Genomic DNA, 14,320 nt, shown 5'->3' with positions numbered 1-14,320 from the left:
TATAGGAGGAAATGATGGTACGTATCTATACGTTGACACTTGCGCCTTCTCTCGATAGCGCAACAATTACCCCACAAATTTATCCCGAAGGAAAACTGCGCTGTACCGCCCCGGTGTTTGAGCCTGGTGGCGGCGGTATTAACGTCGCCCGCGCCATTGCTCACCTTGGGGGTAGCGCCACGGCAATCTTCCCGGCTGGCGGCGCAACCGGCGAACATCTGGTTTCACTGCTGGCTGATGAAAATGTCCCGGTCGCCACTGTCGAAGCAAAAGACTGGACCCGCCAGAATCTGCACGTACATGTAGAATCTACGGGTGAGCAGTACCGATTTGTCATGCCTGGCGCGACGTTAAGTGAAGATGAATTTCGTCAACTTGAAGAACAGGTTCTGGAAATTGAATCTGGGGCTATCCTGGTCATAAGCGGCAGTCTGCCCCCAGGTGTGAAGCTGGAAAAATTAACTCAACTTATCTCCGCTGCACAAAAACAAGGGATTCGTTGCATTGTCGACAGTTCCGGCGATGCACTAAGCGCGGCACTGGCCATTGGCAATATCGAACTGGTGAAACCTAACCAGAAAGAGCTCAGCGCACTGGTCAATCGCGAACTCACCCAGCCAGATGATGTGCGCAAAGCCGCGCAGGAAATCGTAAATAGTGGTAAGGCCAAACGGGTTGTTGTTTCTCTTGGCCCGCAAGGGGCGTTGGGAGTGGACAGCGAAAACTGTATTCAGGTAGTGCCGCCACCGGTGAAAAGCCAGAGTACCGTCGGTGCAGGTGACAGCATGGTCGGCGCGATGACGCTGAAGCTGGCGGAAAATGCCCCTCTTGAAGAAATGGTTCGTTTTGGCGTAGCCGCAGGTAGTGCCGCCACGCTCAATCAAGGAACTCGCCTGTGCTCCCATGACGATACGCAAAAAATTTACGCTTACCTTTCCCACTAATAGAGATATTCCCCCAACATTGGGGGAATCACCACAAACCTGTCGGCAACGCGTTTCTCCGACTATGCTAAAAAATCACGTGATAACAAAGAGGTGAATTATGGCCGGTGGCGACCTTGTCCGTTATGTCATTACCGTCATGTTGCATGAAGACACATTAACTGAAATTAATGAGTTAAATAACTTTCTGACACGCGACGGTTTTTTACTGACCATGACGGATGATGACGGAAATATCCATGAGCTGGGAACGAACACCTTTGGGCTTATCAGTACTCAAAATGAAGATGAAATAAGAGAGCTGGTTGCCGGGCTTACCCAAAGTGCAACCGGCAAATCCCCGGAAATCACAATCACCACCTGGGAGAAATGGTATAGCGACAGAAAATAAATGGTTTTTGGGCAATAATCAGTCTGTGGTGTGCGTTAGCTCGTGTTTTTTCACCGCATTCTTGCGCTAACTTTATGATCTGGCAGACAACATGGGAGAGACATCATGTGGCAGGCAATCAGTCGTCTTTTGAGCGAGCAGTTAGGTGAAGGCGAAATCGAACTGCGTAATGAACTGCCTGGCGGGGAAGTCCATGCCGCATGGCATTTGCGCTATGCTGGACGTGATTTTTTCGTCAAATGTGATGAAAGGGACCTGCTTTCCGGTTTTACCGCCGAAGCCGATCAACTGGAATTATTATCACGCAGTAAAACCGTTACTGTGCCCAGAGTCTGGGCTGTTGGCGCTGACCGGGACTACAGTTTTTTGGTGATGGACTATCTCCCGCCTCGCCCGTTGGATGCACATAACGCATTTATTTTAGGGCAGCAAATTGCGCGCCTGCATCAATGGAGTGATCAGCCACAATTTGGCCTCGATTTCGATAACGCACTTTCGACTACTCCACAACCCAACACCTGGCAACGTCGCTGGGCAACGTTTTTTGCTGAACAACGTATTGGCTGGCAACTGGAACTGGCGGCAGAAAAAGGGATCGCCTTCGGCAATATCGACGCCATCGTCGAACACATTCAGCAACGTCTGGCCTCACATCAGCCGCAGCCGTCACTGTTACACGGTGATTTATGGTCCGGAAACTGTGCGCTGGGTCCGAATGGCCCGTACATCTTCGATCCCGCTTGTTACTGGGGCGACAGAGAGTGCGATCTGGCGATGTTGCCGCTGCACACTGAACAACCGCCGCAAATCTATGACGGCTATCAGTCAGTTTCACCGCTACCGGCAGATTTCCTCGAACGTCAACCAATTTACCAGCTCTACACGTTACTTAATCGTGCAAGGTTGTTTGGCGGGCAGCATTTGGTTATTGCTCAGCAGTCACTGGATAGATTATTAGCGGCATGATGTGAGTTGATGATAATGGCCGCTTCGCGCGGCCTTTTGATTAAATAAACCCAAGCAGAGAAAAAAACACATACCCAGCAGCAATACAAATGACCGGCAAGATATAGAGTGAAAAAAACTGCAAGAAAATGGTATGGTGCGGAACAACAATGCGTGACTCAATCTGTTCACGCGTTAATCCCTCGTCTCCTTTAGCCTTCTCCAGAATGAGTTGATCCTCAACACCTTCACGTAAGAAACGCGCCTGGCGGCTCATACGGGCACCGGAGTCTTGCAACGCAAGTCCAACAAATATCAGGATGAAAATCACCCAGAACATAATATTCACACCGCCATTAAAATTGGGCGTCGGTGAGTTGTACCAGAACAGATTCAAAAAAGGCGTATTCGCCTGCATCATATCGATCATGACATGGGTAAAGTCGAGCATGACCGCATTAATGCCTTCCTGATTTTCCTGCCGGGTATTCATAAATTTCAGCAAAGAAATCAGCGTAGAGATCAGTGCGGGTATAAAAATCACCCAACCGAAAATCCTTTTCAAAACAGCAATGCGTCCAGCTTGTTGATACGTCATGAGTTCTCCTTGATTAAGACGCGTCGATTCACTTAGTTTACCTGTAGATATCTGTTTTCGCCCATTCTTTAAAGGCGATATGATAGGCGCTTAATCATAAGCACTGCTTAATACCTTACACTTAATGCTCTAAAGGAGAGGTTGTAATGTCAACCCCGCGACAGATTCTTGCTGCAATTTTCGATATGGATGGATTACTTATCGACTCTGAACCTTTATGGGATCGAGCCGAACTGGATGTGATGGCAAGCCTGGGGGTGGACATCTCCCGTCGTAACGAGCTACCGGACACCTTAGGTTTACGCATCGATATGGTGGTTGATCTGTGGTACGCCCGACAACCGTGGCGTGGGCCGGGTCGTCAGGAAGTGGTAGAACGGGTTATTGCTCGTGCCATTTCACTGGTTGAAGAGACTCGGCCATTACTGCCTGGTGTGCGTGAGGCCGTTGCGCTGTGCAAAGAACACGGTTTATTGGTTGGCCTGGCCTCTGCGTCGCCGTTACATATGCTGGAAAAAGTGCTGACCATGTTTGACTTACGTGACAGTTTCGATGCCCTCGCCTCCGCAGAAAAACTGCCTTACAGCAAACCGCACCCGCAAGTGTATCTCGACTGCGCAGCAAAGCTGGGTATTGATCCGCTGGCCTGCGTGGCGCTGGAAGATTCTGTAAACGGTATGATCGCCTCTAAAGCAGCCCGTATGCGTTCCATCGTCGTTCCTGCGCCAGAAGCGCAAAATGATCCACGTTTTGTGTTGGCAAACGTGAAGCTTTCATCTCTCACCGAACTCACCGCGGAAGACCTCCTCGGCTAATAAAAATCGGGCAGTGTCATCACTGCCCCTGGTTTTTTATCTGAATTTTTATTCAACTGGCGGATTTATCATCATTTTGTGATAAAGAGTTACACCGTCACCACTTCCGCACACTGTATAAAAATCCTATACTGTACGTATCGACAGTTTAGTGAGTTTTATCATGACGGCGGAAGGTCACCTTCTTTTTTCTATTGCTTGCGCGGTATTTGCCAAAAATGCCGAACTAACGCCCGTGCTGGCACAGGGTGACTGGTGGCATATTGTCCCTTCCGCAATCTTAACGTGTCTGTTACCGGACATCGACCACCCAAAATCGTTTCTTGGGCAGCGATTAAAGTGGATATCAAAACCCATTGCCCGGGCATTTGGACACCGTGGATTTACCCACAGTCTGCTGGCGGTCTTTGCGTTGCTGGCGACCTTTTATCTTAAAGTTCCGGAAAGCTGGTTTATTCCGGCTGATGCTTTGCAAGGTATGGTGCTGGGTTATTTGAGCCATATCCTTGCCGATATGCTGACACCGGCTGGCGTTCCCCTCCTCTGGCCATGTCGCTGGCGCTTCCGCCTGCCAATTCTGGTGCCACAAAAAGGCAATCAACTGGAACGTTTTCTCTGCATGGCATTATTTGTCTGGTCGGTGTGGATGCCCCATTCATTGCCCGAAAACAGTGCCGTGCGTTGGTCATCGGAAATGATCAATACCTTGCAGATCCAGTTTCATCGCCTTATTAAGCATCAGGTTGAATATTAAAGCGGCAAAAACCGTCTTTCTGGAATAAGCAATTCCATTTGAATATAAGAGCCAGCTCACAGTTCTGTTAATCTTGCGACAACACTATGACTGTTACACAGTGATAGAAATAATAAGATCAGGAGAACGGGGATGAACTTTCCATTAATTGCGAACATCGTGGTGTTCGTTGTGCTGCTGTTTGCGTTGGCCCAGACTCGCCACAAACAGTGGAGTCTGGCAAAAAAAGTGCTGGTGGGTCTGGTGATGGGCGTGGTCTTTGGCCTTGCTCTGCACACCATTTATGGTTCTGACAGCCAGGTACTTAAAGATTCTGTACAGTGGTTTAACATTGTCGGTAACGGCTATGTTCAGCTACTGCAAATGATCGTCATGCCGTTAGTATTCGCCTCTATTCTGAGCGCGGTTGCTCGCCTGCATAACGCATCTCAGTTAGGCAAAATCAGTTTTCTGACCATCGGTACGCTGCTGTTTACCACGCTGATTGCGGCGCTGGTCGGTGTGCTGGTGACCAACCTGTTTGGTCTGACTGCTGAAGGTCTGGTTCAGGGTGGCGCAGAGACGGCGCGTCTGAACGCTATCGAAAGCAACTATGTTGGTAAAGTTGCAGACTTAAGTGTTCCGCAACTCATTCTGTCCTTTATCCCGAAAAACCCGTTTGCCGATTTGACTGGTGCCAATCCGACGTCAATTATCAGCGTGGTAATTTTTGCCGCCTTCCTTGGTGTCGCCGCGCTAAAACTGCTGAAAGATGATGCGCCGAAAGGTGAACGCGTCTTAACCGCTATCGACACGCTGCAAAGCTGGGTGATGAAACTGGTTCGCCTGGTCATGCAATTGACCCCTTACGGCGTGCTTGCGCTGATGACCAAAGTCGTTGCCGGTTCCAATCTGCAAGACATCATTAAGCTGGGTAGCTTCGTTGTCGCGTCCTACCTGGGTCTTATCATTATGTTTGCGGTACATGGCATTCTGCTGGGTATTAACGGCGTAAGCCCGCTGAAATACTTCCGTAAAGTATGGCCAGTACTGACGTTTGCCTTCACCAGTCGCTCCAGCGCCGCGTCTATTCCGCTGAACGTAGAAGCGCAAACGCGTCGTCTGGGTGTTCCTGAATCCATTGCCAGTTTCGCCGCTTCTTTCGGTGCGACCATTGGTCAGAACGGCTGTGCTGGTTTGTATCCGGCAATGCTGGCGGTGATGGTTGCGCCTACAGTTGGCATTAACCCACTGGATCCAGTGTGGATTGCGACACTCGTCGGTATCGTCACGGTGAGTTCAGCCGGTGTTGCAGGTGTTGGTGGTGGTGCGACATTCGCCGCGTTGATTGTTCTGCCAGCAATGGGCTTACCGGTAACGCTGGTGGCTCTGCTAATCTCCGTTGAACCGCTTATCGATATGGGCCGAACTGCATTGAACGTTAGCGGCTCAATGACCGCAGGTACGCTGACCAGCCAGTGGCTGAAGCAAACCGATAAGTCCATTCTGGACAGCGAAGACGACGCCGAGCTGGCACACCGTTAATCCTGGTTTATAACGCAAAGCGCCTGTCATCCGACAGGCGTTTATTTATTCTTCGATCTCATTTTCTTGCCGCACCTGATTTGCCCAACGCTGGGCCGACTCCGGTACGCTAAACGCCGGTGAGCGCAGGAATGATTCCCCCACCAGGACAAACGCCACATACTTGCCGCGCAGTATCCAGACATCACGAAACGAATCCATTTTAACCGCATGTTCTGGCGGCGCGGGTTCTGTGCGCGGAACATAGCTAATAATCGGGCGGTTTTGCTGACGTAGCGGTTTCTTCATTACTGGCTTCACTAAACGCATATTAAAAATCAGAAAAACTGTAGTTTAGCCGATTTAGCCCCCGTCCGTCCTGCTTTGCGTACATTCCCAAAAACCTTCTCTGGCACCACTTCCAGAGCGAGATCCCCCTGGTGGTCTATAGTTAGAAGGTTTTTTGACCAAAACAGCGGCCCTTTCAGCAATGAAATAAGGAGACGAGTTCAATGTCGCAACATAAAGAAAAGAACCCACATCAGCACCAGTCCCCCCTGCACGATTCGAGCGAAGCGAAACCCGGAATGGACTCACTGGCACCTGAGGACGGCTCTCATCGTCCAGCGGCTGAACCGACCCCGCCTGGTGCGCAACCTACTGCGCCAGGTAGCCTGAAAGCGCCGGATACGCGTAATGAAAAAATAAATTCCCTGGAAGATGTGCGTAAAGGCAGCGAGAATTATGCACTGACCACCAATCAGGGCGTACGCATAGCCGACGATCAAAACTCCCTGCGTGCCGGTAGCCGTGGGCCTACGCTGCTGGAAGATTTTATTCTGCGTGAGAAAATCACTCACTTTGACCACGAACGCATCCCGGAGCGTATTGTTCACGCACGCGGTTCTGCTGCTCACGGCTATTTCCAGCCGTATAAAAACTTGAGCGACATCACCAAAGCCGATTTTCTGTCTGATCCGAACAAAATCACTCCGGTATTTGTGCGCTTCTCTACCGTTCAGGGAGGCGCTGGCTCGGCAGATACCGTGCGTGATATCCGTGGTTTCGCCACCAAGTTCTATACCGAAGAAGGTATTTTTGATCTCGTTGGCAACAACACGCCGATCTTCTTTATTCAGGATGCACACAAATTCCCCGATTTTGTTCATGCGGTAAAACCGGAGCCGCACTGGGCGATCCCACAGGGAGGCAGCGCCCACGACACTTTCTGGGATTATGTTTCCCTGCAACCTGAAACCCTGCATAACGTAATGTGGGCGATGTCAGACCGTGGGCTCCCCCGCAGTTATCGCACAATGGAAGGCTTCGGCATTCACACCTTCCGCCTGATTAACGCCGAAGGTAAAGCAACCTTTGTGCGTTTCCACTGGAAACCACTGGCAGGTAAAGCCTCGCTGGTATGGGATGAGGCGCAGAAACTGACGGGGCGAGACCCGGACTTCCACCGTCGCGAACTGTGGGAAGCGATTGAAGCGGGCGACTTCCCGGAATATGAACTTGGCTTCCAGTTGATTGCGGAAGAGGATGAATTCAAATTCGACTTCGACCTGCTTGACCCAACAAAACTTATCCCGGAAGAGTTAGTCCCCGTTCAGCGCATCGGTAAAATGGTGCTCAATCGTAACCCGGATAACTTTTTTGCCGAAAATGAACAAGTGGCTTTCCATCCTGGACACATTGTCCCCGGTCTGGATTTCACCAACGATCCGCTGTTGCAGGGGCGTTTGTTCTCCTACACCGACACACAAATCAGCCGTCTTGGCGGGCCGAATTTCCATGAAATTCCAATTAACCGCCCAACCTGCCCGTACCACAATTACCAGCGTGACGGCATGCATCGGATGGGAATCGACACTAACCCAGCAAACTACGAACCGAATTCGATCAACGATAACTGGCCGCGAGAAACACCGCCGGGGCCGAAACGCGGAGGTTTTGAATCCTATCAGGAGCGCGTAGAAGGCAATAAGGTGCGCGAGCGTAGCCCATCGTTTGGCGAATATTATTCCCATCCGCGCCTGTTCTGGTTAAGCCAGACACCATTCGAACAGCGCCATATTATCGATGCTTTCAGCTTTGAGTTGAGTAAAGTTGTACGCCCATATATTCGTGAGCGCGTTGTTGACCAGCTAGCGCATATCGATCTCAACCTGGCGCAAGCGGTAGCAAAAAATCTCGGTATCGCACTGACAGACGACCAACTGAACATTACGCCACCACCGGACGTGAACGGGCTGAAAAAAGATCCTGCGTTAAGTCTGTATGCCATTCCGGATGGGGATGTGAAAGGCCGTGTGGTCGCGATTTTGCTTAATGATGAGGTGAGATCGGCAGACCTTCTGGAAATGCTCAAGGCGCTGAAAGCTAAAGGCGTTCATGCCAAACTGCTTTATTCACGGATGGGAGAAGTGACAGCAGATGACGGTACAGTATTGCCAATAGCCGCTACCTTTGCTGGAGCCCCCTCACTGACGGTTGATGCGGTTATTGTCCCATGCGGCAATATCGCGGATATCGCAGACAACGGCGACGCAAACTACTACCTGATGGAAGCCTATAAACACCTTAAACCGATAGCCCTGACGGGAGATGCACGCAAGTTCAAGGCAACAATCAAGGTCGATGACCAGGGTGAAGAAGGGATTGTTGAAGCCGACAGAGCTGACGGCAATTTTATGAATGAGTTACTGACTCTGATAGCGGCGCACCGCGTCTGGTCACGTATCCCTAAGATTGACAAAATCCCTGCCTGAATATAGGCGGCGCAGTTGCGCCGCCTTTGCCTGATGCACTGCGCTTATCAGGTCTAGCGTAATAATTCATAATATATTGAAATTGCGACACTTTGCTGGCCGGATAAGGTATTTACGCTACATCCGGCAAAACAACATTACCTACACATCAAGATAACTACCCAACCGATAACCTCGCTCGGCAATGGCATACTTCAACGATGCTGATGTCAACACTTCCAGCTCCGTTAACCGTGGAAAACAGTAAGCACTCTGGCGAATCGTATTATCAATAAACGCCGGATGGCACATCACTTCCAGCGAGCGCTCACCGCGATGACTGGAATCATCCACCGCTTGCAGGAACAGGGACTCGCTGATCTCTTCACCATAGAATGCGCTACTGAAGCCCTGCGAACTGCGCAATTTAGCCGGTAAATCACTATCGTTAAATACTGGCTGACGATCGATGCGCAACGCAATCCCCTCTTCAGCGGCAAACCTGGCCACAATCGGGAAAATCTGCGGGAACATATGCACATGATGATGACTATCAAGATGGGTAGGTTTGCGCCCAAACAGCTCAATGAAACGCAGATACTGGCTGGCAAGTTCCTGAGCAATTTCCTCCAGTGGTAAAGCATCTTCTTTTGCCAGTTGCCAGATCCATTTCCCCAACACGCCTTCGCGGGTTAAACCGGGCATTGCAGTTAGCGGCTTGCCCAAGGTGAGGACAAAATGCATCCCGACGGCCAGGCTCGGCTCATCACGACTCAACTGCACCGCATGGTCGATGGCTTCACCATTTACCAGCGCCGTCGTCGACGTGACAATCCCGTTGCGACAGGCCTCGATAATGCCGTAGTTCTGACCTTTACTTAAGCCAAAATCGTCTGCATTAACAATCAGTAAGCGTTCCATAATCAGCCCCGGTTAATGTGCTTTTTTGAGATCTACAATACAGTCAGCAAAGTTTGGTAGCCACTTCTCGTGCGCCAGAATCATCTCACGTGCCAGCAACTCTGCGTCATGATCGGAATGCACCAACGGGCTAAGGTTTAGCGCCAGTAACACATCGTTAAATTCACCGCTAAGTGCTGCGTTGCTGGCGGCAATTTCAAAGCCTTTAATGGTGTGGATCAGCCCCATGACTTTGTCATCAAAATGGGTAATTCGCGGATGTGGCGTCGCGCCATTGCGACCCAGCGTACAGGTCATTTCTACCGCCCAGTCAGGCGGAATATTATCAATATGCCCATGATGCGGGATATTAATGTAATGTTCCGTTTGCTTGTCGTTGTAGATAGCGTTAATCACCTCGCACGCCGCGTCTGAGTAATAAGCCCCACCGCGCTGCTCCAGCTCTTTCGGTTTAACTTTCAGCTCCGGGTTTTTATACAGCTCAAAGAGTTGTTTCTCGACTTTCTGCACTATCTGCGCACGCGCACCGTCTTTGTAGTATTCACCCATTTCAATCGCCAGCATCTCTTTTTGCTTGAAGTAATAAAGCAGATAAGAACATGGCAACAGATTCAGCGAACGAATTAAGCCTTCGCTAAACGGCAGATCGAAAATGTTTTTTACGCCAGACGCTTTTAACTGCCCGGATGCCACGCCGTCGAGCAATTCGGCAAAGCGCGATTTGCCATTTACCAGCACATCCTTAATAAACACCATATGGTTCAGGCCGAACAGATCGATAGATAAATCATCGCTCTCATTCAACGCTAAAACATCGCTGATAAACATTTTCATACCCACAGGAATATTACACACGCCGATAAAGCGTTTAAATCCAGTGTGACGATAAACCGCTTCAGTGACCATTCCCGCCGGGTTAGTAAAGTTGATAACCCACGCATTCGGACATAGTTCTTCAACATCGTTCACAATATCGAAAATCACCGGAATGGTGCGCAGACCTTTAAACAGGCCTCCCGCACCGTTGGTTTCCTGGCCAAGATAGCCATGACTTAACGGAATGCGTTCATCCAGTTCACGTGCCGGTAATTGACCTACGCGCAGTTGGGTAGTGACAAAATCAGCCCCTTTCAGCGCCTCACGACGATCAAGCGTTTTATAAAGCTTTATCGGTACGCCAGCGTTATCAATCATGCGCTGGCAGAGTTCAAAAATAATATCCAGTTTCGCTTTACCACCTTCGACATCCACCAGCCATAATTCAGTAACCGGCAATTCGTGATAACGCTTAATAAACCCTTCCAGTAACTCCGGGGTATAACTACTCCCGCCACCAATAGTGACGATTTTTAATTTCTGGTTCATAATTTCTCCCTTCATCAGGAAATACTGATATTCTTCATGCCTGCCTCTGTGTCAGGAATATCCCGGTTTCCCCAGGATAAACAAGGCACGCATGTAAATTTAATGATCAGCGATAACAGCTACTGATTAAATTCAGTCAATTTCTTACGATAGCTATTTGGCGTAAAAGACGTTAGTTTCTTAAACGTTTTAATGAACAGACTTGGGCTACTATAACCAGCTTCAAATGCAATATCCGTCACAGAATAGTTGGTCATTTCCAGTTGTTTTTTGGCAAAGTTAATGCGGATTTCATTAATAATCTGCATCGGCGTTTTGCCATAGTATCGCTGAGTCGCACGCGTCAAATACTCCTGCGATTTAGCCGATAACGTCACCATGTTTTCCAACGCATTTTCACTGAACTGCACTTTATCATGCATCTTTTCAACCGTATTTTTTAGCCACTGTGGCACATCATCAATCACCTGTTCTTCGCGGTAATGGCGTAAACGGTTAATGACATAAAAAGTGACTATCTCAACAAACTCTTCCAGCCCGGTTTCACTGAAATTCAATGAAGAAATTACCGTTTCCACATAAGTGAGAAAAGCATTATTAGTGCGGTAAACCTGTGAAGCAACAAAGCAATAAGGTAACAACGGTAAATAATGCTGTTCAAAAAAATGTTTACTGATCCCAACGTTCAATATGCGCGTGGCACCAAACTCATAAAAACTTTGATGGTGTGATCCTAACGGAATAAAAACAAAATCGCCCCGTTCCAGCAACACACGCTTGCCATTAATCTCCTGGAAATAACGACCGGTTAAAACCAGGGTAAATTCATAATAGTCATGCTGATGCAACCCAGTAATACTTTCGGTTTTATTGTAGATAAACACATGGAAATTTTTGCCATTAAATAATTGCTGCTCACGGGCAGTGGCAATTTCCGGCGCGTTAATCACTGGCTGCATCATTGACTCCTTATGCTTTCAGTTTTTCATGAAGCTCAATTAATTCACTAATCAGTTCACGCGCGAGCATTGAAGTCATTAAATGATCCTGCGCGTGGACCAGCACCAGGCTAACTTTCATCTTTCCTTCGCCCTGATCGCCTTCAATCAGCTTCGTCTGTACCAGATGCGCTTCATTCAAGGCCATCCGCGATTGATCCATCACCACTTCTTCCAGTTCTTCGGCTTCGGTTTGCGTGTCAGGAATGTTTTCGAGATCCATCATACATCGTTCCTCTCTATTCTTACCGGCACGAGTTGCCCGCGCCGGTGTCGATTAAAATTTCAGGGCGTTAGCAATATCTTCTTCACTCTCTTCTTTATCAATCACGTTCTGCGCTTTGTTCGCCACCACAACAAATGGCAGATAAATCAGCGTTGCGATACCAAGGTTGAAGAGTGCGACCAGCAATGCGGCGACGCTACCGTTAGTATTAAAGAAGGCTCCCAGACCGGTTGGCATGGTCCACGGCGCAATGTTGGTCACCGGCGGGATAATGCCCATGTAGTACGTCGCCAGGGTAATTGCCGCCAGAATTGGTTGCACCAGCACGAACGGGATAAACATTACCGGATTCATGATAATCGGCAGACCAAACAGAATCGGTTCGTTAATCTGGAAGATGCCTGACGGCAGTGCCAGTTTTGCCACCTGACGATAGTCAGCACGACGAGAAGCGATAAAAATGGCCAGAATAAGCCCCAGGGTCGCGCCGCTGCCGCCGAGGAAAATAAAGGAGTCCAGCATCGGCTTGGCCCAGATATGGAAAGTCTTACCGGCTGCCAGCGCCGCTTCGACGGAACCATATTGCTGGTAGGTGGCGATGTTTTCCAGCGCCCACGGCGTCATAATGCCGTTGTCCAGGGCGGTCAACGCCAGCGCGCCATGAATACCGAAGAACCAGAGCAGCGGAACAAAGATCACATAGGCCCAGCCAACCACGCTACCCAACGATGCCAGCGGCGTCGAAATGGTATCCATAATAATCTGGTGGAAGTTAGTGCCCCAGGTAGTCAGCGCCCAGGCAATAATCCCCATCACGGAAAGAATAATAAAGCCGGGAATTAATGCAGAGAAAGAACGCGATACCGATGTCGGTACACTGTCGGGTAATTTAATGACCCAGTTGCGGCGGACAATAAAGGTAAACATTTCTGCTACCACCAGGCCGATAATAATCCCGGAGATAATATTCGCGCCGCCTAACCAGTTTGCGCCGACCGCATAGGCTTCACCGACGCTATAAGGAGTGACGGTCATAAATGCCGCAACGGATAACAATCCTGCCGCCAGTGCATCGACTTTACGCTCTTCTGCCAGCGCCATGCCGATAAAGAACGGTGTCATTAAAGACATAATCCCTAACGTTCCGTTATAAACGTTGCCGCCAATACCCTTCAGCCCATTGAGTGTTTCAATAGTTGAGGCATCAAGGCGAATACCTAACGAGTAAAAAAACGACCCCTCCCCAAAGCTCAGAAAAACGTTATTGATTAATACAAACATGGCCCCTGCGAGGGTTAACGGCATTAAGCGAATAAAGCCGTTTTTGATTGCATTAACGTGTGGCTGCTTTCCTATTTTGACTGCAAAAGGGAGGAGTACCTTTTCAAGCGATGCAATAACATTACTCATAGAAAAATACCCTTAAAAACCGCAATTAAAATATTGCGGTATAGATTTATGAAATAACTCTTTGACGGAAAATTTAAAAATTAATTTGCTGCGGCTTTTTTAATTGCTGCAACTGCAGCCTTAAGCACGCCTAAACCATCGACTTTGCCATATAACAGTGAGTCAATTACTTCAACCGGTTTGTTGGGTAACAAACGCTGGATTTCGGGCAACATATAAGCAATCTGCGGCCCCAATAACACGACATCGGCATTCTGACCTTTTTCACCAGCCAGTGTTTCCGGAAATGCTTCAATAATGACCGGAACTTCATATTTTTCTGCCTGAGCGCGCATTTTTGATACCAGTAAAGAGGTAGACATGCCCGCAGAACAAAACAGATAAATGTGTTTCTTTTCCATAAAACTGCCCTCATCAACGACTATCTGTCAGCCAGACACTCCGCAAGTCTTAACCTGCTTCCATGCTCTGGGTAACTTGCGAAACCAACATGACTTTTTTTGGTGGCTGAAAAGAGTATACGGTATTGACCTGAACGATAGTATTTCCTTGACCTCATAAATTGTCTCTCCTTGACCTGCCGTTATGACCTTCTTCACATTTCAGTTAAATAATTCGCGACAATAAATAAGAACAAGGGTCAAAAAAAAACCGGCGCAATGGCCGGTTTCTGTTGTAACTCAAGCTTTCTGGCGAA

At 48.9% G+C, this 14,320-nt stretch carries 15 protein-coding genes; 7 read left to right on the top strand and 8 right to left on the bottom strand.

Annotation, left to right across the window (positions count from 1 at the left end):
- Window positions 1–14 precede the first annotated feature (14 nt).
- The 3 genes from pfkB (at window position 15) to C1192_RS03670 (ending at window position 2,301) form a co-directional block, all read left to right on the top strand.
- Window positions 15–944, top strand: a complete 930-nt coding sequence (pfkB, locus tag C1192_RS03680; RefSeq protein ID WP_000251744.1) for a 6-phosphofructokinase II — start codon at window positions 15–17, stop codon at window positions 942–944.
- 100 nt (window positions 945–1,044) lie between these two features.
- Window positions 1,045–1,335, top strand: coding sequence for a type V toxin-antitoxin system endoribonuclease antitoxin GhoS (gene ghoS, locus C1192_RS03675; RefSeq protein WP_000896961.1), 291 nt, complete (start codon window positions 1,045–1,047; stop codon window positions 1,333–1,335).
- Window positions 1,336–1,440: 105 nt separating this feature from the next.
- Window positions 1,441–2,301: a fructosamine kinase family protein gene (locus C1192_RS03670; protein WP_000267664.1), complete on the top strand. Its 861-nt coding sequence runs from the start codon at window positions 1,441–1,443 to the stop codon at window positions 2,299–2,301.
- 40 nt (window positions 2,302–2,341) lie between these two features.
- Here C1192_RS03670 and C1192_RS03665 read toward each other — a convergent pair whose 3' ends face one another.
- Complete coding sequence (locus C1192_RS03665) at window positions 2,342–2,878, bottom strand: YniB family protein (protein ID WP_000222161.1); 537 nt, start codon at window positions 2,876–2,878, stop codon at window positions 2,342–2,344.
- 146 nt (window positions 2,879–3,024) lie between these two features.
- On the opposite strand from C1192_RS03665, the gene hxpB reads away from it, so the two are divergent.
- The 3 genes from hxpB to tcyP all read left to right on the top strand — a co-directional run bounded on the left by hxpB (window position 3,025) and on the right by tcyP (window position 5,971).
- Window positions 3,025–3,693, top strand: coding sequence for a hexitol phosphatase HxpB (gene hxpB / locus C1192_RS03660; protein WP_000106844.1), 669 nt, complete (start codon window positions 3,025–3,027; stop codon window positions 3,691–3,693).
- A 163-nt stretch (window positions 3,694–3,856) separates the two neighbouring features.
- Window positions 3,857–4,447, top strand: a complete 591-nt coding sequence (locus tag C1192_RS03655; protein WP_001516308.1) for a metal-dependent hydrolase — start codon at window positions 3,857–3,859, stop codon at window positions 4,445–4,447.
- A 132-nt stretch (window positions 4,448–4,579) separates the two neighbouring features.
- A complete protein-coding gene (tcyP, locus tag C1192_RS03650) occupies window positions 4,580–5,971 on the top strand; it encodes a cystine/sulfocysteine:cation symporter (RefSeq protein WP_016261973.1) in 1,392 nt (463 codons plus the stop codon).
- 45 nt (window positions 5,972–6,016) lie between these two features.
- On the opposite strand, the gene cedA is transcribed toward tcyP, so the two are convergent.
- On the bottom strand, window positions 6,017–6,280 hold the full coding sequence (gene cedA, locus C1192_RS03645; protein ID WP_001241549.1) for a cell division activator CedA: 264 nt from the start codon (window positions 6,278–6,280) through the stop codon (window positions 6,017–6,019).
- Window positions 6,281–6,462: 182 nt separating this feature from the next.
- On the opposite strand from cedA, the gene katE reads away from it, so the two are divergent.
- On the top strand, window positions 6,463–8,724 hold the full coding sequence (gene katE / locus C1192_RS03640) for a catalase HPII (protein WP_038354298.1): 2,262 nt from the start codon (window positions 6,463–6,465) through the stop codon (window positions 8,722–8,724).
- Window positions 8,725–8,865: 141 nt separating this feature from the next.
- On the opposite strand, the gene chbG is transcribed toward katE, so the two are convergent.
- From chbG to chbB, 6 genes are all read right to left on the bottom strand, one after another.
- Window positions 8,866–9,624 (bottom strand): chitin disaccharide deacetylase, encoded by a 759-nt coding sequence (chbG, locus tag C1192_RS03635; RefSeq protein WP_000440424.1) that lies wholly within the window; start codon window positions 9,622–9,624, stop codon window positions 8,866–8,868.
- Window positions 9,625–9,636: 12 nt separating this feature from the next.
- The gene (gene celF / locus C1192_RS03630) at window positions 9,637–10,989 is read right to left on the bottom strand and encodes a 6-phospho-beta-glucosidase (RefSeq protein ID WP_038354297.1); all 1,353 of its coding nucleotides are present in this window, start codon (window positions 10,987–10,989) and stop codon (window positions 9,637–9,639) included.
- Between the two features lie 119 nt (window positions 10,990–11,108).
- Window positions 11,109–11,951 carry a transcriptional regulator ChbR gene (gene chbR / locus C1192_RS03625; RefSeq protein ID WP_072274912.1) on the bottom strand — a complete coding sequence of 281 codons (843 nt, stop codon included), beginning with the start codon at window positions 11,949–11,951 and terminating at the stop codon, window positions 11,109–11,111.
- A 7-nt stretch (window positions 11,952–11,958) separates the two neighbouring features.
- Window positions 11,959–12,213 (bottom strand): PTS lactose/cellobiose transporter subunit IIA, encoded by a 255-nt coding sequence (locus C1192_RS03620; RefSeq protein WP_038354296.1) that lies wholly within the window; start codon window positions 12,211–12,213, stop codon window positions 11,959–11,961.
- A gap of 51 nt (window positions 12,214–12,264) precedes the next feature.
- Window positions 12,265–13,623 carry a PTS N,N'-diacetylchitobiose transporter subunit IIC gene (chbC, locus tag C1192_RS03615; protein ID WP_016248655.1) on the bottom strand — a complete coding sequence of 453 codons (1,359 nt, stop codon included), beginning with the start codon at window positions 13,621–13,623 and terminating at the stop codon, window positions 12,265–12,267.
- Window positions 13,624–13,703: 80 nt separating this feature from the next.
- Complete coding sequence (gene chbB, locus C1192_RS03610; RefSeq protein ID WP_000412169.1) at window positions 13,704–14,024, bottom strand: PTS N,N'-diacetylchitobiose transporter subunit IIB; 321 nt, start codon at window positions 14,022–14,024, stop codon at window positions 13,704–13,706.
- Between the last annotated feature and the right edge of the window lie 296 nt (window positions 14,025–14,320).

This window comes from Escherichia marmotae, from assembly GCF_002900365.1.
GTDB lineage: Bacteria > Pseudomonadota > Gammaproteobacteria > Enterobacterales > Enterobacteriaceae > Escherichia > Escherichia marmotae.
The sequence above is the reverse complement of the archived record's forward strand: the minus strand, read 5'-3'. Positions and strand labels throughout refer to the sequence as shown.